This window comes from Tepidiphilus olei (assembly GCF_006980705.1).
Taxonomy (GTDB): Bacteria; Pseudomonadota; Gammaproteobacteria; order Burkholderiales; family Rhodocyclaceae; genus Tepidiphilus; species Tepidiphilus olei.
In genome coordinates this window covers 51,918-74,938 of the sequence record NZ_SBHO01000007.1, presented here as the reverse complement: position 1 = coordinate 74,938, position 23,021 = coordinate 51,918, and the positions used below count along the sequence as shown (strand labels likewise).

At 66.7% G+C, this 23,021-nt stretch carries 18 protein-coding genes; 6 read left to right on the top strand and 12 right to left on the bottom strand.

The window, feature by feature from the left end; translation table 11 throughout:
• Window positions 1–2 precede the first annotated feature (2 nt).
• The 4 genes from recQ to rpoH are packed head-to-tail and all read right to left on the bottom strand — an operon-like array spanning window position 3 to window position 5,645.
• Window positions 3–1,928 carry a DNA helicase RecQ gene (gene recQ, locus EPD80_RS08525; RefSeq protein ID WP_142811076.1) on the bottom strand — a complete coding sequence of 642 codons (1,926 nt, stop codon included), beginning with the start codon at window positions 1,926–1,928 and terminating at the stop codon, window positions 3–5.
• A 10-nt stretch (window positions 1,929–1,938) separates the two neighbouring features.
• Entirely contained in the window at window positions 1,939–3,855 is a 1,917-nt protein-coding gene (gene thiC, locus EPD80_RS08520; protein WP_142811074.1) for a phosphomethylpyrimidine synthase ThiC, read from the bottom strand.
• A 46-nt stretch (window positions 3,856–3,901) separates the two neighbouring features.
• Window positions 3,902–4,753: a bifunctional hydroxymethylpyrimidine kinase/phosphomethylpyrimidine kinase gene (gene thiD, locus EPD80_RS08515; protein WP_142811072.1), complete on the bottom strand. Its 852-nt coding sequence runs from the start codon at window positions 4,751–4,753 to the stop codon at window positions 3,902–3,904.
• Complete coding sequence (rpoH, locus tag EPD80_RS08510; RefSeq protein WP_142811070.1) at window positions 4,746–5,645, bottom strand: RNA polymerase sigma factor RpoH; 900 nt, start codon at window positions 5,643–5,645, stop codon at window positions 4,746–4,748. The genes thiD and rpoH overlap by 8 nt, the downstream gene beginning before the upstream one ends.
• 276 nt (window positions 5,646–5,921) lie before the next feature.
• Between rpoH and EPD80_RS08505 the strand changes: the two genes are divergently transcribed.
• The 5 genes from EPD80_RS08505 (at window position 5,922) to icmF (ending at window position 13,963) form a co-directional block, all read left to right on the top strand.
• Complete coding sequence (locus tag EPD80_RS08505; protein ID WP_185957749.1) at window positions 5,922–7,043, top strand: porin; 1,122 nt, start codon at window positions 5,922–5,924, stop codon at window positions 7,041–7,043.
• A 308-nt stretch (window positions 7,044–7,351) separates the two neighbouring features.
• A complete protein-coding gene (locus EPD80_RS08500; protein WP_142811066.1) occupies window positions 7,352–8,470 on the top strand; it encodes a porin in 1,119 nt (372 codons plus the stop codon).
• A 271-nt stretch (window positions 8,471–8,741) separates the two neighbouring features.
• The gene (locus EPD80_RS08495) at window positions 8,742–9,884 is read left to right on the top strand and encodes a porin (RefSeq protein WP_142811064.1); all 1,143 of its coding nucleotides are present in this window, start codon (window positions 8,742–8,744) and stop codon (window positions 9,882–9,884) included.
• 157 nt (window positions 9,885–10,041) lie between these two features.
• Window positions 10,042–10,536 (top strand): DUF4124 domain-containing protein, encoded by a 495-nt coding sequence (locus tag EPD80_RS08490; protein WP_185957748.1) that lies wholly within the window; start codon window positions 10,042–10,044, stop codon window positions 10,534–10,536.
• A gap of 154 nt (window positions 10,537–10,690) precedes the next feature.
• The gene (gene icmF, locus EPD80_RS08485; protein ID WP_142811060.1) at window positions 10,691–13,963 is read left to right on the top strand and encodes a fused isobutyryl-CoA mutase/GTPase IcmF; all 3,273 of its coding nucleotides are present in this window, start codon (window positions 10,691–10,693) and stop codon (window positions 13,961–13,963) included.
• Window positions 13,964–14,015: 52 nt separating this feature from the next.
• On the opposite strand, the gene EPD80_RS08480 is transcribed toward icmF, so the two are convergent.
• The 4 genes from EPD80_RS08480 to EPD80_RS08465 form a co-directional block, all read right to left on the bottom strand.
• Complete coding sequence (locus EPD80_RS08480) at window positions 14,016–14,663, bottom strand: alpha/beta hydrolase (protein ID WP_142811058.1); 648 nt, start codon at window positions 14,661–14,663, stop codon at window positions 14,016–14,018.
• Window positions 14,664–14,665: 2 nt separating this feature from the next.
• On the bottom strand, window positions 14,666–14,980 hold the full coding sequence (locus EPD80_RS08475; protein WP_142811056.1) for a (2Fe-2S) ferredoxin domain-containing protein: 315 nt from the start codon (window positions 14,978–14,980) through the stop codon (window positions 14,666–14,668).
• Window positions 14,981–14,982: 2 nt separating this feature from the next.
• A complete protein-coding gene (locus EPD80_RS08470; protein ID WP_142811054.1) occupies window positions 14,983–15,504 on the bottom strand; it encodes an acyloxyacyl hydrolase in 522 nt (173 codons plus the stop codon).
• Between the two features lie 290 nt (window positions 15,505–15,794).
• The gene (locus EPD80_RS08465; RefSeq protein WP_221928921.1) at window positions 15,795–16,562 is read right to left on the bottom strand and encodes a pteridine reductase; all 768 of its coding nucleotides are present in this window, start codon (window positions 16,560–16,562) and stop codon (window positions 15,795–15,797) included.
• Between the two features lie 42 nt (window positions 16,563–16,604).
• Between EPD80_RS08465 and EPD80_RS08460 the strand changes: the two genes are divergently transcribed.
• Window positions 16,605–17,756 (top strand): class I SAM-dependent methyltransferase, encoded by a 1,152-nt coding sequence (locus EPD80_RS08460; protein ID WP_221928920.1) that lies wholly within the window; start codon window positions 16,605–16,607, stop codon window positions 17,754–17,756.
• A 7-nt stretch (window positions 17,757–17,763) separates the two neighbouring features.
• On the opposite strand, the gene EPD80_RS08455 is transcribed toward EPD80_RS08460, so the two are convergent.
• The 4 genes from EPD80_RS08455 to EPD80_RS11535 form a co-directional block, all read right to left on the bottom strand.
• Complete coding sequence (locus EPD80_RS08455; protein WP_142803833.1) at window positions 17,764–18,561, bottom strand: alpha/beta hydrolase; 798 nt, start codon at window positions 18,559–18,561, stop codon at window positions 17,764–17,766.
• A gap of 84 nt (window positions 18,562–18,645) precedes the next feature.
• A complete protein-coding gene (locus tag EPD80_RS08450) occupies window positions 18,646–19,944 on the bottom strand; it encodes a multifunctional CCA addition/repair protein (RefSeq protein ID WP_142811050.1) in 1,299 nt (432 codons plus the stop codon).
• Window positions 19,941–20,912 (bottom strand): complex I NDUFA9 subunit family protein, encoded by a 972-nt coding sequence (locus EPD80_RS08445; protein WP_142811048.1) that lies wholly within the window; start codon window positions 20,910–20,912, stop codon window positions 19,941–19,943. The genes EPD80_RS08450 and EPD80_RS08445 overlap by 4 nt, the downstream gene beginning before the upstream one ends.
• A 22-nt stretch (window positions 20,913–20,934) precedes the next feature.
• Window positions 20,935–22,968, bottom strand: a complete 2,034-nt coding sequence (locus EPD80_RS11535; RefSeq protein WP_185957747.1) for a lytic transglycosylase domain-containing protein — start codon at window positions 22,966–22,968, stop codon at window positions 20,935–20,937.
• Window positions 22,969–23,021: the final 53 nt, after the last annotated feature.

The following is a 23,021-nucleotide window of genomic DNA, read 5'->3' as shown; positions in this document are numbered from 1 at the left end:
CGCTATAGATCGGAGGGAAGTGGCGGCTGGTCGGCGGCCTTGTCGAGCACCGCAAGCGCTGCGGATTCGTCGCTGGTTGCGGCCAGCAGCGCGAGCAATTCCTCGCCCCAGCGCTCCCGTTTGCGCGCACCGATCCCTTCGATTTGGGCGAGTTCCGCGAGCGTTGCCGGGGCGCGGCGCGCGAGTTCGCGCAGGGTCTTGTCGTGGAAGATCACGTAGGCCGGCACGCCGTCGGCCTGGGCCTGCTGCAGGCGCCAGCGGCGCAGACGCTCGAAGCGCGCCTGCTCGGCCGGCGAGAGGGTGTCGCTTGCCGGCACCGTAGCCGCGGTCGCGTCGCGGGCCGAGCCCTTGGGCGTCGCGCGGGGCAAGGCAAGAAAGAACGGCTCCTCCCCGCGCAGCAGGGGCCTCGCGCGGGGCGTGAGCACCAGGGCGCGATGCCGTTCGAAGTCGAGCGAGAGCCGGCCGCGCAGCAGCAGCTCGTCGAACACCGCCTGCCAGGTCTCTACGGGCAGATCGACCCCCAGGCCGTAGGTGCTCAGCCGGTCGTGCCCGCGGCGCACCACCGCCTCGGTGGCGTGACCGCGCAGCACGTCGATGAGGTGCGCCGCGCCGTAGCGCTGGCCGGTGCGATAGACGGTGGAGAGCGCCTTGCGCGCCGCGTCCGTCGCCTCCCACGGCCGCACCGGCGCGAGGCACCGGTCGCAGCGCCCGCAGGGGCCGACGGTCTCGCCGAAATAGGCGAGGATCGCCTGCCGCCGGCAGCCGGTGCCCGCGACCATGTCCACCAGCGTGTCCAGCCGCCGGTGTGCCATCTCCTTTTGCTCCGGCAGCATGTCGGAGGTCTCGATCATGTGCCGATGCCACACCGCGTCCTCGCCGCTCCACAGGAGATGGGCTTGCGCCGGTTCGCCGTCGCGGCCGGCGCGTCCCGTCTCCTGGTAGTAGCCTTCGAGCGAGCGCGGCAGATCCAGGTGGGCGACGAAGCGCACGTCCGGTTTGTCGATGCCCATGCCGAAGGCGATGGTCGCCGTCATCACCAGGCCGTCCTCGGCCAGGAACCGCCGCTGGTGGCGCTCGCGCACCTCGTGCGTGAGCCCGGCGTGGTAGGGCAGCGCCGGGATGCCCCGATCGTTCAGCCAGCGGGCGAGTTTCTCCGTCTTGCCGCGCGACAGGCAATAGACGATGCCGCCGCCCTCCGGCTGCCGTCGCAGGAAGGCGAGGAGCTGCGCCCGCCCGTCGCCGCGCTTGCGCTCGGCGGCGTAGAAGAGGTTGGGGCGGTCGAAACTGGTGACGAAGCGGCGCGCCTCGTGCAACGCCAGGCGCGCCGCGATCTCCTCGCGGGCCGCCGCGTCGGCCGTGGCGGTGAGCGCGATGCGCGGCACCCGGGGGTAGCGCGCCGGCAGCATCGCCAGGTGCAGGTAGTCGGGACGGAAGTCGTGCCCCCACTGCCACACGCAGTGGGCTTCGTCGATGGCAAAGAGCGCGATCGCCCCTTGGGCGGCGAGCGCATCCAACAGCTCGAGGAAACGGCGCGTCTGCAGCCGCTCCGGTGCGCAATAGAGGAGCTTCACCCGCCCCTCGCGGGTCGCCCGCTCGATCGACTCGGCTTCTTCCGGGGCGATGCCCGAGTGCAGTGCTGCCGCGGCCACGCCGTTCTCTCGCAGCGCCGCCACTTGATCCTCCATCAGCGCGATGAGGGGCGAGATCACGATCCCTACCCCCTCGCGCAGCAGCGCCGGCAGCTGGTAGCACAGCGACTTCCCGCCGCCCGTGGGCATCAACACCAGCGCATCGCCGCCGCGCGCCACGTGCGCCACGATCTCGGCCTGCGGTCCGCGAAAGCGCGCATGCCCGAAGACGCGGGCGAGCAGCGCCTGCATGCGCGCGGCGAGCGACGATTCTTCCTCTTCCGCTACGGACGCGCTCATCGTCTCGACGCTATTCGGGACGATAGAGCTCGGCCCCACCGCGCACGAATTCGTCCGCCTTTTCCTCCAGGCCCGCGGCGAGCGCCGCTTCTTCGGAGAGCGCTTTCTCCTCGGCGTAGATGCGAACTTCCTGCGTGATCTTCATCGAGCAGAATTTCGGCCCGCACATCGAGCAGAAATGCGCCACCTTGGCCGATTCCTTGGGCAGCGTCTCGTCGTGGAATTCGCGCGCCTTGTCCGGGTCGAGCGAGAGGTTGAACTGGTCCTGCCAGCGGAACTCGAAGCGCGCCTTGGAGAGCGCATTGTCGCGGATCTGCGCCCCCGGATGCCCCTTGGCGAGATCGGCCGCGTGCGCCGCGAGCTTGTAGGTGACGATGCCTTCCTTCACGTCGGTCTTGTTCGGCAGCCCCAGGTGCTCCTTGGGCGTGACGTAGCACAGCATCGCCGTGCCGTACCAGCCGATCTGCGCCGCACCGATGGCGCTGGTGATGTGATCGTACCCCGGAGCGATGTCGGTGGTGAGCGGTCCGAGCGTGTAGAACGGCGCCTCGTCGCACCATTCGAGCTCCTTCTCCATGTTTTCCCGGATGAGCTGCATCGGCACGTGTCCCGGCCCTTCGATCATCACCTGCACGTCGTGTTTCCAGGCGATGCGGGTGAGCTCTCCCAGCGTCTTCAGCTCCGCCAGCTGCGCCTCGTCGTTCGCGTCGTAGATCGAACCGGGGCGCAGCCCGTCGCCCAGCGAGAAGGCCACGTCGTAGGCTTTCAGGATCTCACAGATCTCCTCGAAGTGCGTATAGAGAAAATTCTCCCGGTGGTGTGCCAGGCACCACTTCGCTATGATCGAGCCGCCGCGCGAGACGATCCCCGTGAGGCGCTGGGCGGTGAGCGGGATGTAGGCGAGCCGCACCCCAGCGTGGATGGTGAAGTAATCCACCCCCTGCTCGGCCTGCTCGATGAGCGTGTCGCGGAAGAGCTCCCAGGTGAGCTCCTCGGCCTTGCCGTCGACCTTCTCCAGCGCCTGGTAGATGGGCACCGTGCCGATCGGCACGGGCGAATTGCGGATGATCCACTCGCGCGTCTCGTGGATGTGGCGGCCGGTGGAGAGATCCATCACGGTGTCGGCCCCCCAGCGGATCGCCCAAGTCATCTTGTCGACTTCCTCCTGGATGTCGGAGGCGAGCGCCGAGTTGCCGATGTTGGCATTCACTTTCACCAGGAAGTTGCGCCCGATGATCATCGGCTCGGATTCGGGGTGATTGATGTTGGCCGGGATGATCGCCCGGCCGGCGGCCACTTCCGCGCGCACGAATTCCGGCGTGATCTCCTCGGGGATGCGCGCCCCGAAACGCTGCCCCGGATGCTGGCGCGCGAGGATCTGCGCGAGGCGCTCGCCGCGCGGGCCGCTTCGCGCCAGCGCCTCGAGATACGCCCGGCGGTTTTGGTTCTCGCGGATGGCGATGAACTCCATCTCGGGCGTGACGAGGCCGCGGCGGGCGTAGTGCAGTTGCGTCACGTTGGCCCCGGGCTTGGCGCGTCGCGGCGTGCGCGCAAGGCCCGGAAAGCGCAGCGCGGCGGTGGCGGGATCTTCCAGGCGCGCCCGCGCGTGCGCACTCGTCGGCCCGGGCAGCACTTCGGTATCCCCGCGCTCCTCGATCCACGCTCGGCGCAGCGGCGGCAGACCCCGGCGGATGTCGACGTGCGCCTCGGGATCGGTGTAGGGGCCGGAAGTATCGTAGACGTAGATCGGCGGGTTGGGCTCGGCACCGAAGGAGGCCGGCGTATCCGCCTGCCGGATCTCCCGCATGGGCACGCGCAGGTCGGGGCGCGAGCCCTGCACGTAGATCTTGCGCGAATTGGGGAAAGGCTGGACCGCGGCGGCGTCGACGCGCGCGCTCGCGGCGAAAAAATGGTCTCTGGCGTTCATGGGCGCGCTCTCTGTATGGGGGCCGGGCGACATGCCCGTCGGCCCATTATAGCCAGAGCGCGTGGAAGTGATGCAGCGGCCCGTGCCCGTGGCCGACGGAAAGCGCGCCGCTCGCCGCGATCGCTCCTTGGAGATAGCGGTGTGCCTCGGAGACCACTTCGCGCATCGTCGCGTCGGTGAGCGGCGAGCCGGCCCGGGCGGCGAGCGCCGCGATCGCCGCGGCGTAGGTGCAGCCGGTGCCGTGGGTGTTCTTCGTCGCCGCCTTCGGAGCGACGAATTCGTGCAGATGCTCGCCATCGAAGAGCAGATCCACGAGTTCGCTCCCCGGCAGATGCCCGCCTTTGAGTAGCACCCAGTGACCGTCGTCGGTGGGCAGGAGCGCTCGCAGCGCCTCGGCCGCGCGGATCATCTCGCGCCGGCTCTCCGGCGCCGTGCGCCCCAGCAGCACCGCCGCCTCCGGCAGGTTGGGCGTGATCAAGGTGGCGAGCGGCAGCAGTGCCTCCACGAGCGCGCCCACCGCCTGGCGATCGAGGAGCGTATCCCCGCTCTTCGCCACCATCACCGGATCGACCACCAAAATGGGGCTCTGCCCCTGCGCCCGCCAGTGGGCGAGCCGCTCGGCCGTGGTCTCGATCACCGCGGCGCTGGCGAGCATCCCCGTCTTGGTGGCGGCGATCGCCACGTCGGCAAAGAGCATGTCGAGCTGCGCACGCAGGAACTCCACCGGCGGCACGTGCACCGCGCGCACGCGCCGGGTGTTCTGCGCCGTGAGCGCCGTCACCACGCCGCAGCCATAGGTGCGCAGCGCTGCGAAGGTCTTGAGATCGGCGTAGAGCCCCGCCCCGCCGGAAGGGTCGATGCCGGCAATCGAGAGCACGTTGGGCACGGCCTCAGGCATGGGCAGGCACTCCCGCGCCCGCGGTCTGCGTGAGCCAGGCGCGCAGTTTCTTGATCGCCGCCGCCTCGATCTGGCGGATGCGCTCGGCCGAGACGCCGTACTCCGCCGCCAGCGCCTGCAGCGTCTCCGGCTCCTCGGCCAGCCAGCGCCGGCGCACGATGTCGGCACTGCGCGCATCGAGCTTGGAGAGCGCCGCGCGCAACCCCTCGTCGGCGAGCCAGTGCGCCTCGGCTTCCAGCACCGCCTCCTCGGGCGTCGCCCCCGGATCGGGCAGATAGGCGATCGGCGCGGGCAGCGCGTCTTCCTCGCTTTCCCCCGCGGGCGTCTCCAGCGGCACCTCCGCCCCGGCAAAGCGCGCCTCCATCTCCAGCACCTCTTCGGGCTTCACCCCCAGCTCCTCGGCGATCGCCCGCGCCTCGGCCGGCTGCAGGGCGTTGCTCGAGCCTTTCAAGCGGCGCAGGTTGAAGAAGAGCTTACGCTGCGCCTTGGTGGTGGCGATTTTCACCAGGCGCCAGTTGCGCACGATGAACTCGTGGATCTCCGCCTTGATCCAGTGCACCGCAAAGGTCACGAGCCGCACGCCGCGGGTCTCGTCGAAGCGGCGCACCGCCTTCATCAGCCCCACGTTGCCTTCCTGGATGAGGTCGGCCTCCGGCAGACCGTAGCCGAAATACTGCCGGGCGATCGCCACCACGTAGCGCAAGTGCGCCAGCACCAGGCGCCGTGCCGCCTCGAGATCGCGCTCCAGCCGCCAGCGGCGCGCCAATTCCTTCTCTTCCTCGGCGGAGAGCGGCGGAATGCTGCGCACCGCCCGCACGTACTGCTCCAGGCTGGAGACGGGGCTCGGCAAGCCCGGGGCGTATCCCAGCGGTACGACTGCATTGCTCGTCATGCTGCTCCTTCCTCGATGGTTTGCTGTGGCGAATTTAGCACTCGATGCCTGAGAGTGCCAAGAGCGGGTGCAGGTTCCATCGCATGTATCGAAATGTTGCAAAGCTGCAACATTCCTTGCAGCTGACGGTAACAAAAGGCGGCGAGAGGCTTGTCTTTGGTGATGGAATCGCGAAGAATTTATAGCGGCATCACTTTTACTCATTCGATGAAAGTGGTGTGTTTCTGGGGAGCCGAGAAGGCTCGAAAATCCGACCATGCTGGAGGAGATACTACGATGAAAAAACTTGTCGCGCTGGCGGTGGCCGGTGCCCTGGCAGCGCCGGTATATGCTCAATCGAACATCCAGCTCTATGGCGTGCTGGACGCCAACTTCCAATATGGCGATTCGATGGGCAATGATTTTTTTATGATCAATTCCACGAGCGGCACAGGGGGGCCGCGCATCGGGGTGCGGGGTGAGGAGGACCTGGGTAGTGGTCTCAAAGCGGTGTTCCTGCTCGAGCAAGGGTTCAACATCGACACCGGCAAGAGCGTCGAGGGGGACTCCTCCGCTCAGGGGAACGACGTCTTCACCCGGCAAGCCTATGCCGACCTCAAGGGCAGCTTTGGCCAGCTCACACTGGGGCGGCACCAAGCGCCGGGTTACTATATCTACGAATTCGAAGGCATCGGCGGGTCCGGCGCGAGCGCGCTCGTTCAGATCAACAATTTCCTGGGTTTGACGATCAGCACCCGCGAGAAAGCCCGGTGGAGCAACTCCGCGCTCTATAGTGGTTCATACCAATCGGTGAGCTGGTCGGCGATTTATTCGGCCGGCAACAACGAAGTCGATGTCATTCGCCCGACGGATGGGAAGAGGATCGACCATAGCGATGACGACCGTTTTGGTTTCTCGGTGAAGTACGCCTCCGGTCCTCTGAGCGCCACCGCCATCTATCACAACGTCAAATACAACGCGCTCAATGCGCTCGGAGACGAGACGCAAAAAGAGTGGGCGATCGGCGCCGCTTACGATTTCGGCATGGTCAAGCTCATGGGTACTTATCAGCAGGGGCGGGACGTTCTGGGGCAGAAAGATCGCGACGTCGACGTCTGGCAGATCGGTGCGATCATTCCCGTGTTCGGTACCAACCAGCTGCGTCTGAGCTATACGCATAGCGAACTCGATCCGGCGCATGGCAAGTCGGTCGATCCGCAGACTTTCTCCATCGCCTATCTGCACTTCCTCTCCAAGCGTACCTTCCTCTACGGCGGTTATACCCAGACCGACTACGACGATCTGACCTGGGGTCGTGGGGCTCAGTTGGCCTTGGTGCCGTCGAACAGCGGTTATGATGTCAACAAGAAAATCGAAGATACCAACATTTTCTTCCTTGGCATCCGGCACATGTTCTGATGGTTTGAGGCCGGTGTGATGGCGCGGCGAGGCCGTGGGAGATCCCGGTCTCGCCGATCGTTTCTCGTCGCGAGGGCGTTTCGTGGTCGCGGCGGTGTCGGCTGGCGCGTCATGTGCATGGGTACGGCGTTGCAAAGACGCAACATCCCAGAAGAGAGAAGTCCGTTCAATCCTTTCCTTCGCTTGCCAAGCTTCCCTCGCTTGACCGAAAATGCTTCTCAAGCTTCGCCGACGGTGGTGATGCTTTTGGGTGGGCGGAGCGGTTCCGCCCCAAACGGGCTTCCTTCTTGCAAGAGAGGAGAAATACGATGCAAAAGAAACTGATCGCACTGGCGGTGGCGGGCCTCGTCTCGGCGCCGGTGTTCGCCCAGTCGAACATCCAGGTCTACGGCGTGGCCGACGCGTACATGCAGTTCGGCCAAGACAGGGGCGACGACACGATGGGTCTCGGTTCCGGCGGTCTGGCGGGTAGCCGCCTCGGCTTTCGCGGTGAGGAAGACCTTGGCAGCGGCCTCAAGGCCGTGTTCGTGCTGGAGCAGGGCTTCAACATCGACACGGGCAAGTCGACCGCCATGTCGGGCACTGACTCTGCAGCCAACGGCGGTAATGAAACCTTTACCCGCCAGGCCTACGTCGGCCTGAAAGGCAACTTCGGCCAGGTGGCCCTCGGCCGTCAATACGCGCCGGGTTACTTCACCGGCGAATACGATGCCGTGTTGAATGCCTCCGTGAGCCCGATGAGCCTGCTGTCCAACTTTACTAGGCTCACCATCACCCCGAACTCCGCGGCGCGCTGGAACAACTCGGTCACCTACAATGGGACGTTCCAGTCGGTGAGCGTGGCCGGTATCTACTCGGCGGGTAATCGGGAAGTCGACGTGAAAGGTGGTCCGGACTACACCGACGACGACAAGTACGGCGTCTCGCTGAAGTACGACAACGGCCCGTTGAAGATCGGTGGTATCTATCAGGCAGTGAAGTTCAAGGATGTCGCCGATGAAACCCAGAATGAATGGCTGATCGGCGCCTCCTACAACTTCGGCATGGCCACGCTCGCCGGTTCCTACCAGCAGGGCCGCGACGTGCTCGGTATGAAGGATCTCGACGTCGACCTGTGGCAGGTCGGCGTGATCGTGCCGGTGGGTGCGGGCAACATCCACGTCGCCTATGCCCAGGCGGACGTCGATAAAGTGCAGGGCGTGCTCTCCAGCGATGTCAAACCCAAGGCCTTTACCGTCGCCTATACCCACGCGCTCTCCAAGCGCACCACTGGCTACGTCGGCTACACCAAGGTCGATTACGACGACCTGCTGTGGAGCGAGGCTAGGGCGCTCGGTCAGGGCGTGAATGGTCGTACGGGCGCCGATCTGGATAAAAAAGTGGACGACACCGACCTCTTCTACGTCGGTATCAACCACCGCTTCTGATCCAGCCTAGCCGCAAGGCGAGTCTGGTCCAAGAAAGGGAAGAGGGTCGCACCTCTTCCCTTTTTTTGCGTGAACTCGTGCTCCTGGGTGTGCGCTCGTTGTGTGGATACAACGGAAGTTTCCGCGTTTTGACACGCATGCTCAGGATCCGCTTGCTTCATCGTGTCGGGCGCAACATAATAGAAACATTAAGTTTGTTCATGAGAAGGCAAACGTTCGACGGAGAGGAGTTCCGCAACGTTTTGTTTTGCGCAACAGCGAGGAGTTCGTCATGAAAAAAACACAGAAGAAACTGATCGCGTTGGCGATCGCAGGTATCGTCTCCACCCCCGTATGGGCCCAATCCTCCATCCAGCTCTATGGCGTGGCCGACGCCTTCTTCAAATACGGTCAATGGATGGGGGACGACACCGCTGGCATCGACGATGGCGGTTTGGCCGGCAGCCGCATCGGCTTTCGTGGCGAGGAGGCGCTTGGCAGCGGTTTGAAAGCCGTGTTCGTGCTGGAACAGGGGGTGAATCTCGATACCGGCAAATCCTGCTGCATGTCCGGTGCCGACGACAGATACAATGGGGGTAGCCAGACCTTTGCCCGGCAGGCGTATGTCGGCCTTAAGGGCTCCTTCGGTCAGGTCGCCTTGGGCCGTCAGTACGCGCCCGGTTACTTCATCGACGACTATGACGCGCTGCTCTCGGCCACCGCTAGCCCGCAGAGCTGGTTGTCGCTGCTTGGCAACCTCACCATCACCCCGAACTCGCCGGCGCGCTGGAACAACTCGGTTACCTATAACGGCACCTTCCAGTCCGTCACCTTCAATGCGATCTACTCGGCGGGCAACCAAGAGATCGATCGCAAGAATGGTTCCGACTACCAAGACGATGACAAGTACGGTTTGGCACTGCGCTACGACAATGGTCCGCTGAAAGTCGGCGCTATCTATCAAGGGGTTAAGTTCAGCAAGCAAAACGTGGCCGATGGTTATGCCGCAGGTGACGAGACCCAGAAAGAATGGTTCCTCGGCGCCTCCTATAACTTTGGCATGGCTACTCTGGCGGGCTCCTACCAACAGGGACGTGATGTTATGGGCCGGAAGGATCTCGACGTCGATTTGTGGCAGATCGGCGTGATCGTCCCGGTGGGCGCCGGCAATATCCACGTGGCCTACGGTGGCGAGAAGATCGACCGGGTGCGGGGCTTTACCGACCACGAGTACAAGCCCAAGTCCTTCTCCCTCGCCTATACCCATGCGTTCTCCAAGCGCACCACCGGCTATCTCGGGTACACCAAAATCGACTACGACGACATGACGTGGGGCGATGCCCACAAGTTGGGGCAGACCGGCTACGACGAGTCGAGAACGGGCAAGGTCGACGACACCGATCTCTTCTTTGTCGGCATGTCGCATTCCTTCTGACGAAGTCAAATGTTCCGTCTGCTTTACGCGAAAAGGGGCTTCGGCCCCTTTTCCGTTTCATGACCGGCATCATGGCGTGCCGTTATACTCTGCGGATATCGGGAACCGGAGTGCGATCGCCGTGAGAGATTCATCCTTTTCCTTGGCACGGATTTTCATGCCGTGCGCCCTGCTCTTCGCCGCCATGCCGGCAACGGCGGGAGAGACCTTGGTCTATCGCTGCACTGCTGCCGACGGCAGCATCCGCTTCGAGGCGAACCCCTGCGGCCCCGATGCCGCCGCGGTCACCCTGCGTCCGTCGCCGGCTGTACCGCCGGCAACGACGAAAAAGACGCGGGAGGCGGAGGCCGAATCACCGCAGTCCTTCGCCCTGCGCCAGCAGCGGCTCGTGCAGATCGAGGGTGAGGTGCGCGATCTGGCGCGCGAGCGCGAGGCGCTGCGCGCCCGCCACGCCGACGAGCGCATGGCGCTGGCGGTGCGGGAGGCTCCCGCCGACCTGAAACCCGCCCAGCGCGCGGCGTTCGAGAAAGCCCGGGTGCGTGAGCGCGAAGGGGTGGAGCGGCGGCAAGTGAAGGAGATGGAGCTGCTCGAGCGCCGCGCGGCTCGCCTGGAGCGGGAACGCACGCGGCTGCTGCAGCCTGCGGGCCGCTGACATCCATCGTCGGGTAGGGCCGGGTGCATGATGCGCGCGCCGGCCTGCTCCAAGCCATCGGCGAGGCCGTTCTTTTCGGTTGACGTTGACGTCAACGTCATCTTCGCGCTACATTCCCGTTCGAGAAACCGCATCGAACGAGGAGGGACATTTCATGAGCGATCCGCACATCCAGCAAAAAATCGCCCCGTACAAGCCGAAGAACAAAGTGCGCTTCGTCACCGCGGCGGCGCTCTTCGACGGGCACGACGCTTCGATCAACATCATGCGCCGCATCCTGCAGGCGACGGGCTGCGAGGTGATCCACCTGGGGCACAACCGTTCGGCGGGCGAGATCGTGCGCGCGGCGCTGCAGGAGGACGTGCAGGGCATCGCCGTGACGAGTTACCAGGGCGGACACGTCGAGTTCTTCAAGTACATGGTCGATCTGCTGCGGGCGAACGGCGGGGAGAAGATCAAGGTGTTCGGCGGCGGCGGCGGGGTGATCGTGCCGCCCGAGATCCGCGAGCTCGAGGCCTACGGGGTGGAGCGCATCTATTCGCCCGAGGACGGCGCCCGCCTGGGGCTGCAGGGCATGATCAACGACGTGGTCCGGCGCGCCGACTTCGACCTCAGCCATGAGGCGCCGGCGACGCTCGAGGCGATCCTCGAGCGCTTGGGGCAGGGGGACTGGCGCACGCTCGCGCGCGTGATCACGGCGCTGGAGAACGACGCCTATCCCGATTCCATCCGCCGGGGGCTGCTGGAGGCGGCCGCTTCGCTGCGCGTGCCCACGCTCGGCATCACCGGCACCGGCGGGGCGGGCAAGAGCTCGCTCACCGACGAGCTGGTGCGCCGCTTCCGGCTGGATCAGGGGGATCGGCTGAAGATCGCCGTCATCTCCATCGACCCCTCGCGCAAGCGCACCGGCGGGGCGTTGCTGGGCGATCGCATCCGCATGAATTCGATCGAGCACGAGAACATCTACATGCGCTCGCTCGCCACGCGCGACACCGGCAGCGAGGTGTCGCGTTCGCTCAGGGAGGTGATCGCCGCCTGCAAGCTCACCGGCTACGATCTCGTCATCGTCGAGACTTCCGGCATCGGCCAGGGGGACGCGGCCATCGTGCCGTACGTGGACACCTCGCTCTACGTGATGACGCCGGAGTTCGGCGCCGCGAGCCAGCTCGAGAAGATCGACATGCTCGATTTCGCCGATTTCGTGGCGATCAACAAGTTCGACCGCAAAGGGGCGGAGGATGCGTTGCGCGACGTGCGCAAGCAGTATCAGCGCAACCGCGAGCTCTTCCATCTGGCCCCGGAAGAGATGCCCGTGTTCGGCACCATGGCCTCGCGTTTCAACGACGACGGGGTCACCGCCCTCTACCAGGCCATGCTGCCGCGGCTGGTGGCGCAGGGGCTGAACGCGAGGATGCCGGGCAAGCTGCCGGGGGTGTCGGTGCGCGCGTCCAGCAAGGGGCGGGCCATCATCCCGCCCGAGCGCACCCGCTATCTGGCCGAGATCGCGCAGACGGTGCGCGACTATCACCGCCAGGTGCAGGCGCAGGCGCGCATCGCCCGCGAGCGCCAGTCGCTGCGCATCGCCAAGGCGCTCTTCGCGCAGTGCGGCAAGCCGGCCGAGCACTTCGACGAGCTCATCGCGTGGAAAGATGGGGAGCTCACGCCGCACGCCAAGAAACTGCTCGAGCAGTGGCCGACCCTGCGCGAGCTCTACGCCCAGGACGAGTACGTGGTGAAGATCCGCGACAAGGAGGTGCGCACCCGGCTCTATCACGAGTCGCTCTCGGGCAACAAGATCCGCAAGGTGGCGCTGCCCCAGTTCGAGGATGAGGGCGAGGTGCTCAAATTCCTCATGAAGGAGAACGTGCCCGGCTCTTTCCCCTACACCGCCGGGGTCTTCGCCTTCAAGCGCGAGAACGAGGATCCGACACGCATGTTCGCTGGCGAGGGCGACCCCTTCCGCACCAACCGGCGTTTCCGTGCGCTCACCGAAGGAATGCCGGCGGCGCGGCTCTCCACCGCCTTCGATTCGGTCACCCTCTACGGCTGCGATCCGGACGAGCGGCCCGACATCTACGGCAAGATCGGCAATTCGGGCGTGTCGGTGGCCACGCTCGACGACATGAAGGTGCTCTACTCGGGATTCGACCTGTGCGCGCCCAACACTTCGGTGTCGATGACCATCAACGGGCCCGCGCCGATGATCCTGGCGATGTTCTTCAACACCGCCATCGACCAGCAGATCGACAAGTTCCGCGAGCAGAACGGGCGCGAACCTACCGAGGAGGAGGCCGAGAAGATCAAGGAGTGGGTGCTCTCCACGGTGCGCGGCACGGTGCAGGCCGACATCCTGAAGGAAGACCAGGGTCAGAACACCTGCATCTTCTCCACGGAATTCGCCCTGAAACTGATGGGCGACATCCAGGAGTACTTCGTCCATCACGACGTGCGCAACTTCTATTCGGTGTCGATCTCGGGCTATCACATCGCCGAGGCGGGGGCGAACCCGATCACCCAGCTCGCCTTCACGCTGGCCAACGGCTTCACCTACGTCGAGAGTTATCTCGCCCGCGGCATGCACATCGACGACTTCGCGCCCAACCTCTCCTTCTTCTTCAGCAACGGCATGGATCCGGAGTATTCGGTGATCGGGCGCGTGGCGCGGCGCATCTGGGCGATCGCGATGAAGCATCGCTACGGGGCCAACGAGCGCAGCCAGAAGCTGAAGTACCACATCCAGACTTCGGGCCGCTCGCTGCACGCGCAGGAGATGGACTTCAACGACATCCGCACCACCTTGCAGGCGCTCATCGCCATCTACGACAACTGCAACAGCCTGCACACCAACGCCTACGACGAGGCGATCACCACGCCCACGGAGGAGTCGGTGCGCCGGGCGATGGCGATCCAGCTCATCATCAACCGCGAGTGGGGGCTAGCAAAGAACGAGAACCCGAACCAGGGCAGTTTCATCATCGAGGAGCTCACCGACCTGGTGGAGGAAGAGGTACTGCGCGAGTTCGAGCGTCTGGCCGAACGCGGCGGGGTGCTCGGGGCGATGGAGACGGGCTATCAGCGCAGCAAGATCCAGGAAGAATCGCTCTATTACGAGCAAAAGAAGCACGACGGCAGCTTGCCCATCATCGGCGTCAACACCTTCCGCAATCCGAAGGGCGACGTCATCCCCGAGAAGCTCGAGCTCGCGCGCTCGACCGAGGAAGAAAAGCAAAGCCAGCTGCGCCGCCTGCGGGAATTCCACGAGCGCAACCGCGAGGAGGCGCCGAAGTGGCTCGCCAAGGTCAAGGAGACGGCCATGGCCGGGGGGAACGTTTTCGAGGTGCTGATGGACGCGGTGCGCTACTGCTCGCTGGGGCAGCTGTCGCAGGCGCTCTACGAGGTGGGCGGGCAGTACCGGCGCAGCATGTGAGTGTGCGGCGCCCCGGACGGGCGCCGCTGCGGCGGCGTGGCGTCCAGTGCCTTCAGCGGCCGGCGGCGTGGTCGCGCTGGACCAAGGTTTTGATGAGGGCGAGCTTGCCGTGGAAGAAGTGATCCGCCCCGGGGATGACGACGACGGGCCGCGTCTGCGGGCGGGCCCAGTCGAAGACGCGGGCAAGCGGGGCGATGTCGTCGTGCTCGCCGTGGATCAGCAGCGCGGGCAGCGTCTCGGGCAGTAGGGGGGTGTCGTACTGCTTGCCGCTGCCCAGCGCGAGGCCATGGGGCAGACCCACGAGAGTGAGGTGGCGCGGCGCAGCAGACAGCCGGCCGACGACGCGGGTCTGCACGTAGGCGCCGAAAGAGAAGCCGGCGAGCGCGAGTTCGCCCTCGCCCCAGCGCCCGCGCGCCCAAGCCAGCAGCGCCAGCATGTCGTCCGTTTCGCCTTCGCCGTGGTCGTGCCGGCCCTCACTTCGCCCGACGCCGCGGAAGTTCGGCCGCAGCACGGCGTAGCCGAGTTCGGCGTAGGCGCGCGCGAGCGTGTGGGTCACCTTGTTGGTGTTGGCGCCGCCGAAGAGCGGGTGGGGATGGCACACGAGCGCCACGCCGCGCGGCGTCGCCGGCAGGTCGGCGAGTACTTCGATCGTGCCGGCCGGGCCGGGGACAAGCAGGGTTTCGACGCGTATCCGTTCCATGGTCAACCGGGCAGTCGCAAGCGCTCGACGGGGCGGCCCCCCACGAGATGCTCGTCGATGATCTCGTCGATGTCCGCTTCGTCGAGGTAGGTGTACCACACGCCTTCGGGGTAGACGACCAGCACCGGTCCTTCGTCGCAGCGCCCGAGGCAGCCGGCCTTGTTGATGCGGATGCCGCCCTTGCCCTTCAAGCCCAGCCCCTCGATGCGGGCCTTGGCGTGCGCGAGCAGGGCGCTCGCACCGTGATCCTCACAGCAGGGCTCGCCCGCCGGGCGCTGGTTGCAGCAGAAGAAGACGTGGTGGCGAAAGTAAGCCATCGTCAGAATTTCACTTCGAGCACGACGTGATGCAGGCTGAGCCCGTCGTTCTCGCTGGCGATGCCGGCATTGGAGTAGTGGGAGAAGCGATAGCCGATCGACCAGGTTTGGTCGATCGAGACGCCTAGGCCGATCTGCTCGGTGAATTGGAAGGCGCTGCCGAGCTTTTTGTTTCCCAACCTCGTATCGGAAAATCCCGCCGCACCCAAGCCAAGGTCGAGATAGGGGCGCATGGCGCCGACGCCGCGTTCGAGGCGGAAGCGCACGAGGCCGCCGAGCTCGCCCGAGGAGTCGTTGCCCGGGTGTCTTCCGTTATATTCGAGGTAGGAGGCTTCGATTTCGGGCGAGAGCGAGGCGTGCCAGCCGCCCCAGACATCACCCCAGAAGGGTTTGAAGCGCCAGGAGAGACCATAGCGGTCGATGTCGCCGTCTTGGCCGTAGAAGGCGCTCATCGCATTCTTGTCCTGCGCAAGCACGGGCAGGCTCAGACAGGCGGCGATCAGTGCCGGGACGAGACGTTTCATCGGGTGCTCCCCATGTGGTCGTTATGGTACGAATCATACGCCGAAACGCTCCAGGCCGTATCCACGGGCGAGTTCGCGGGCGTCGGGTTCGGCGAGCAGCAAGGCGACGAAGTCGGAGAGAGTTCAGTATAGTCCGTCCGCGTCAGGGAAACGCTGAATGATTGGCTGCGCGGGCGAATCGCTGCGTTGCGCGGTGCTCGATCCCTCGCCTATCCACTCGATATGTCTCGGTTGCTGCGCTACCTTCCGCCTTGCGTTTCATCCCGCTCGCTCATTTCCTCAGCGTTTCCCTAGAGGGCGAGGCTGCGTCCGCCGTCTACGGCGAGGATCTGGCCGGTGACGTAAGGGGCGTCTTCCAGAAGGAAGCGCACGGCGCGGGCGATGTCGCCGGGTTCGCCCAGGCGCTGCAGGGGGATCTGGGCGAGGATGCGTGCGCGCTCGGCGGGCGGGTATTGATCGTCTTCCGGCCAGAGGATGGCACCGGGCGCGACGCCGTTGACCCGCACCGCCGGGGCGAGCTCGACGGCGAGCGCACGGGTGAGCCCGGCGAGCGCCGCCTTGGCGGCGGTATAGACGGGATAGCGGGGCAGCGGCCGTTCGGCGTGGATGTCGACGACATTGACCACGGCACCGCGCCGGCGCGCGAGCTCGGGCGCGGCCGCCTGGGTGAGGAAGAAGGGGGCGCGGGCGTTGGCGCCGAGCAGATCTTCCCACTGCTCGGGGGTGACCTCGGAAATCGGGGTGGGATAGAAGGTCGAGGCGTTGTTGACCAAGGCGTCGAGCCGGCCGAAACGATCGAGTACGGCAGCGACGAGCGCAGGGGCATTCGCCGGGGCGGCGAGCTCGGCGGCAAAGCAGGCGGCGCTGCCGGGGCGTTGGGCGTCGAACTCCGTGGCGAGCCGCTCGGCGGCCGAGGTCGAGGTGCGATAATGCAGCGCGATGTTCCAGCCGTGCGCGTGCAGATGGCGGGCGATGGCCGCGCCGATGCGCCGGGCGGCGCCGGTGACGAGAACGACGGGGCGGTGCTCGGAGGGCGAGGGGGTCATGGCTTCGTCCATCGGGCAAAGATCGGACTATGGTAGCGTGAAACGGGGGGTTGCGTGTTCGAACGGGAACGGACGACGAGGGGAGTGCCGGCGCCCGAACCGGAGGTGGTGGCGGCGAGCGAGGCCTTGCGCGCGCGCATCGTGGCGCGCATCAGGGAGGCCGGCGGCTGGGTGCCGTTCGCCGATTACATGCGCTGGGCGCTCTACGAGCCGGATCTTGGCTATTACAGCGGCGGAGCGACGAAATTCGGCCCGGCGGGGGATTTCATCACCGCGCCGGAGATCACACCGCTCTTCGGGGCCACGCTGGCCGAGGCGATCGCGCCGGTGTTGCGGCAGACGGGAGGCATCGTGCTCGAAGCCGGGGCGGGCACCGGTTTGCTCGCGGCCGACGTGCTGCGCCAGCTCGCCGAGCTCGGGGCGCTGCCCGAGCGCTACGCCATCCTGGAAGTGTCGGGGTCGCTGCGCGCTCGCCAGCAGGAGACGATCGCGGCGCAGGCAGGAGCGCTTGCCGAGCGCGTGGTCTGGCTCGAGGCCGTGCCGGATTCCTTCCGCGGGGTGTTGCTCGCCAACGAAGTGCTCGACGTGCTGCCGGTGCATCTGGTGGGAACGGTCGAAGGGGAGGCGTTCGAGCGCGGCGTGACGGTGCGTGACGGTGCGCTCGCCTGGGAGGATCGCCCGCCGACGCCGGCGGCGCTCGCCGGGCTGGAGGGGATCGAGTTGCCCCATTTGGAAGGGCGGGAGTACCTGACGGAAGTCCACCCGGTGGCACGTGCCTGGGTGGGGACGCTCGCCCGTGCGCTGCAGGCGGGGATGCTGCTCTTGATCGATTACGGCTATCCGCGGGAGACGTATTACGTGCCGTGGCGCTGGCGCGGCACGCTGCAGTGCTATTTCCGCCACCGCGTGGTCGACGATCCGCTGTGGCTGCCGGGGGCGATGGACATCACCAGTTTCGTCGATTTCACTTCCGTGGCCGAGGCGGCCGAGGCCGAGGGGCTGGAGACGCTGGCCTTCATGAACCAGGCGGGATTCTTGCTGGCCAACGGCATCTTGCAGCGGCTGGAGGAACGCGCCGAGCCGGGGAGCCTGGCGTATCTGAAGGCCGCGCGCGCCTTGCAGCGGCTCATCATGCCGCACGAGATGGGGGAGCTCTTCAAGGTGATCGCGCTGGGGCGAGGGATCGAGCCGCCTCCTTGGGAGTGAGCGGCGTTCAGGCGGCTTGCGCTGCCGGCTGCAGCACCTGCGCGATGGCGCGTGCGGCGCGCTCCCAGCCAGGCTCCAGCATGAGGGTGTGGCCGAAATCGGGCAGGATCCGGGCGGTGGTGCCGTAGAAACGCGCCGTGCTCTCCACCTGGTCGGGTGGGATGATCTTGTCGTGTTCGGCGCCGAAGACGTATACCGGGGCGGGATGCTGCTCGGCGCGATCGACGCGGGCAAATCCCATCATGTCCCAGATGGCGCGCAATGATTCCGGTCCGCTCGCGGCCAGATAACGGGCGAGGTCGGGCTCCGGCGGCAGATGGTGGAAGAGCGCTTTGACCAGGCTGCGGTGCGGCTTGCGCTTGCCGGCCGTGAAGAGGTTCATTTCGAGCAGGGCCATGGGCGTGTGCAGCAGCATGTGCAGCAGCGACCCACCGAGTCCGGTGGGCGGCACCGAACACAGCAGTACGAGCGCAGGGAAAGGGTGACGCTCGAGGGCTTTCTGGGCGACGAAACCACCCATGGAGTGGCCGATGAGGATGGGCTCGGCGGGTAGGCGTTCCTGGGCGCGCAGCACGTCGTCGACGTAGTCGTCGATGGAGAGCGTGTCGCGCGGGCGATCGGTGCGTGAGCCGCCGTGGCCGCGCAGCGACAGCGCCCAGGCGTCGTAGCCTTGGGCAGCGAACCAGGGCAGGAAGTGCTCCTGCCAGCACCAGGCGCCGACGTAGGCGCCGTGCAGGAAGAGGAGGGGCGGGGCATTCACTGGGTGGCTGGGGGCTTCATGCAGCAGTTCGAGGTGCTCGGTCATGGAATGGGCTCGGTAAGGGTTGGGGGCGTTGGGGTTGTGGCGTAGCCAAAGGATAACGGCAGCTTATTTTATGATACTACGGCCTCAGGCACCCTCCAGCGGGGAGGAGGATGGGGTACCGGCGGTGGTGGCGGCAGTGGATGGCGACGAAACTTCATCGCCATCCCCACCGCGCGCGGCGCGCGCCTTGACGGCGGCGACGCGCGCCTCGTGCAGCCTTGCCGGGATCTGGCTGCGTTCGGTGCAGGTGCGGGCGATCGCGCCGGCATCGACGCTTCTGGCCGCCTCGAGGGTATCGCGCCAGAGCCGCTCGACCGGTTCGTAGTCCATATCGAGTCCGGGGCGGCCGAGGGCATCGCAGGCACAGGCTTCGAGCAGGTGCAGGAAGCGCTCGGGACGGCGCAGGGCGTCGCAGCGCTCGAGCACGCGCACGCGGGTGGCAGGGCGAAGGCGCGGTCCGCGGTGGATCAGCCCGTGCTCGCGCGCGGTGAGCACGGCGAGTTCCCGGCACTCGACGGGCGTGCGCAGCCGGGCACAGATCGAAGGGATGAGCGCCGCGCCGCGGGCTTCGTGTCCGTAATGGTGCGGCCAGAGTTCTGGCGGCGTGCGCCCTTTGCCCACGTCGTGCAGCAGCACGGCGAAGCGGGTGGGGAGCGGCAGGGCCCGTTCGGCCGCCATGCGCAGGGCAGCGAGCACGTGCACGCCGGTGTCGATCTCGGGGTGGTAGTTTGGCGGCTGGGGGATGCCGAAGAGGGTGTCGATTTCGGGCAGCAGACGCGCGAGCGCGCCGCATGCGCGCAGCACCTCGATCATGCGATCGGGCCGCGGTTCCATGAGGCCGCGGGCGAGTTCCTGCCAGACCCGTTCGGGTACGAGGTGATCGACTTCGCCTTCCTCCACCATGCGCCGCATCAGCGCGAGCGTCTCGGGGGCCAGGGTGAAGTCGGGCAAACGGGCGCTGAATCGCGCCACGCGCAGGATGCGCACCGGGTCTTCGGCAAACGCCGGGCTGACGTGGCGCAGCACCTTGCGGCGCAGATCCTCGAGCCCGCCGTAGGGGTCGATGAGGCGCCCCGTTTCGTCGCGGGCCATGGCGTTGATGGTGAGGTCACGCCGCGCGAGGTCTTCTTCGAGGGTGACTTCGGGGCTGGTGTGGAAGGCGAAGCCGTGGTAGCCGCGCCCCGTCTTGCGCTCGGTGCGCGCGAGCGCGTATTCCTCTTTCGTCTCGGGGTGCAGGAAGACGGGGAAATCCTTGCCCACGGGCAGGAAGCCGCGGGCGAGCATCTCCTCGGGGGTGGCGCCGACCACGACCCAGTCGCGGTCGCTCACGGGCCGGCCGAGGAGTTCGTCGCGTACAGCTCCGCCGACGCAGTAGATTTTCATCCGTGTTGCATTCGCATGCGCCAGCGGACGTAGCGGCTGCGGAAGGTGTCGTTGGCGAGGTAAGCCGGCCCGATGGCCTCCATCGGCGTGGGTTCGAGCCCGAAGGGCAGCGGCTCGCCGTGGGCCACGCTGTCGATCGAGAGGGAATCGAGCATGTCGCGCGTGAGCGGCGGGTTGGGCAGGAGGTGCTCGAGCAGCCACGCCTGCGCGCGGGCGAGCCGCGGCGGGAGCGCCACCACGCGGCGCGGATGGCCGCTCGTACGGGCGGCGTAGGCGACGATCTCGGCGAGCGTATAGACCGTGGGGCCGGCGAGCTCGTAGGTTTGACCCGCGGCCTTGGCGGTGGCCGCCGCGCGCAGGATCACCTCGACGACGTCGCCCACATAGACCGGCTGCAGCTTGGCCTGCGCTGCGCCGATCGGCAGGATGGGGAAGAGCCGGGCGAGTGCGGCGAAGCGGTTGAGGAAGGAGTCGCCGGGGCCGAAGATGGCGGAAGGGCGCAGGATGGTCCAGTCGAGCCCGTCGCCGGCGGCGCGGAGACGCGCTTCGCCGTCCGCCTTGGAGCGCAGGTATTGCGACGGGGTGTCGGGCGCGGCGCCCAGGGCGCTCAGGTGGATGAGGCGGCGTACGTCCTGCGCATGGCAGGCTTCGGCGAGTTTTTGCGGCAGTTCGACGTGGGCGCGGGCAAACTCGGGGCCATAGGGACGTCCGGGGCGCGAGTGCAGGGTGCCGACGAGGTTGACCACCAGGCGTTTGCCGGCGCACAGGCGTTCGAGCGTCTTCGGGTCGTGCACGTCGGCTTCGACGATTTCGACCGTGGGCAGCAGCTTGAGGTCACGCGCATTCTGTAGACGGCGCGTGGGCACGACGACGCGCCAGCCTTCGGTGACGAGCCGGTCGAGCAGGTGGCTGCCGACGAATCCGGTTCCGCCGAGGACGAGGGCGGTGCGTTCGGTCGCAGTGGTCATGGTCGTTTCTCCTGGTCGAGCATCATCCGTTGTCCAGCACCGGCGCGGGTGCGCCGGCGGCGTTGCTCAGTCCGGGCAAGGGAAGGAGGAAGTCGGTGATGTCCTTGCCTTTGCCCCCGTTCAGGATGGCCGAATAGACGACGGTGTTGGCGAGTACTTTCTTGATGTAGTCGCGCGTCTCGTCGATCGGCAGGTTTTCGATGTAGATCTCGGTCTCGAGTGCCTGTTGCGGCCGCAGGCGTCCCATGCGGCCGGGGCCGGCGTTGTAGGCGCCGGTGGCGAGCACGGGGTGGCCGTCGAGCTGTTCGGTGACCATGCGCATGTAGGTGACGCCCAGCATCACGTTGGTGTCGGGGTCGCGCAGGCGGGCGACGTCGAAGCGCGGGATGCCGAGCTTGCCGGCGAGCCACTTGCCGGTGGCGGGCATGATCTGCATGAGACCGAGCGCGCCGCTGCTCGAGCGGGCATCGGCGCGAAAGCGGCTTTCCTGGCGTATCAGGCCCCAGACCCAGGCGGGGTCGACGTTTTGCGCGGCAGCGTAGCGTTCGACGAGTTCGCGGTAGGCGAGCGGGTAGCGGGCGAGGAGGAACCCGTCGTCGTCCATGGATTCGGCCAGACGGATGGCCAGATCGAAGTGTCCGGCCTGGGTGAGCGCGACGCTGGCGGCACGTGCCTGGGGAACCGAAAGCTTGCGGCCCAGGGCCTCGACTTCGCGTGCGGCTTCGAAAAACCAGTTCCGCTCGGCCAGGGCCAGGATGCGCACCACGACGGGGTGGCGTTCGATCTCGCGCACTTCGGGCGGCGACGGAGGGGGAGATTGCGGTGGCAGGCGCCAGCGGTGACCGAGGGCATGGGCGGCGAGCATGGCGTAGTAGTCGTCGCCACGCTCGAGGGTGCGAAAGATGGCCTCGGCGAGTTCGCTTTTGCCCAGCTGCTGGAGGGCATAGCCTTGCCAGTAGCGCCATTCGTTACGCTCGCGCTCGCCCGGGGGGAGCGCTTCGATGCGCTGCCAGACTTTGGGCCAATCCTGCGCCGCGAGCGCCGCGCGCACGGCCCAGCGTGCCGGTTCGGTCCAGAGCGGTGAGAGGGTGATTTCGTCGGCCCAGGCGTTGGCCTGTGGCAGGCGCCGCTTGGCGGCGTAGAGCACGAGCGACCAGCGAACGACGTCGCGCGCTTCGGGGTCGAGCCGTTCGGCCATGGTGAGGAGCCATTCGTGCGCCGCTTCGGGGTCTTCTTTTTGCAGGGCGATGAGGGCGGCGGCGAGGGTCGTGGACGAGGCGTCGGGCAGGGCGAATGTCGCGAGCGGGTCGCGGGTGGCGTGTTCGAGGTCGAGCCATTCTCTCTCGCTCAGGCCGGCGAGTGCGCGCCATTCTTTGGCGGCGGACGGGCCGCTCTGGGCAAGCGATGCGTAGAGGCGCTGGCGTAGGATTCGTTGGTCGATCCGCCCCTGCTGGGCGGCCGTGGCGAAGAGAGGGACGCATTCGGTGCCGGGGCGGGGGCTGGAGACCAGCAGGCGCAGCACGTCGTTGGTGGGAATGCCGGATAGGGGTTGATCCTGGATCCAGGCGAGCGTGCCCCAGCACTGGGCGTCGCGGTCGGGCTTGACGAGGGTGCGATAGTGCTGCAGCGCCTCGCTCCAGCGTTCCTGTCGCACGGCGGTGCGCAGCAGCTCGCGGCGCAGGCGCTCGCCCAGGGCGTCGTCGCCGTGACGCGCGAGGAACGCCTCGATTTCCTGTGGCTGTACCGTTTCACTGGGGCGGCCGAGGCGCTGGATGAGCGACCATAGGAGAACGTAGTCGCCCAGCGGGTGGGCGGTGACATGCGGCAGCTGCTGCAGCACGGTGGCGAGATCGCCGCGCGCGTAGGCGGAACGAGCACGATCGATCGCGTCGGGGCCGCTCGGGGCGGCTGGTTTCGGGGCGGCATGGGCCTTGGCCTCGACGGCCTTCGGGGCGGGTTTCACCCGCTGCCCTTCGGCTGCGGCTACGGCGGGTGCGCCGGGCACGAGGGCGACGGCGAGCAGGGCGGTGCAGAGCAGGGAGGGCCGGAGGGACATGGCGGATCGGGCGGTTGGCGGAAAAAGGCCGTTTCGTTTATTGTAACTCATGG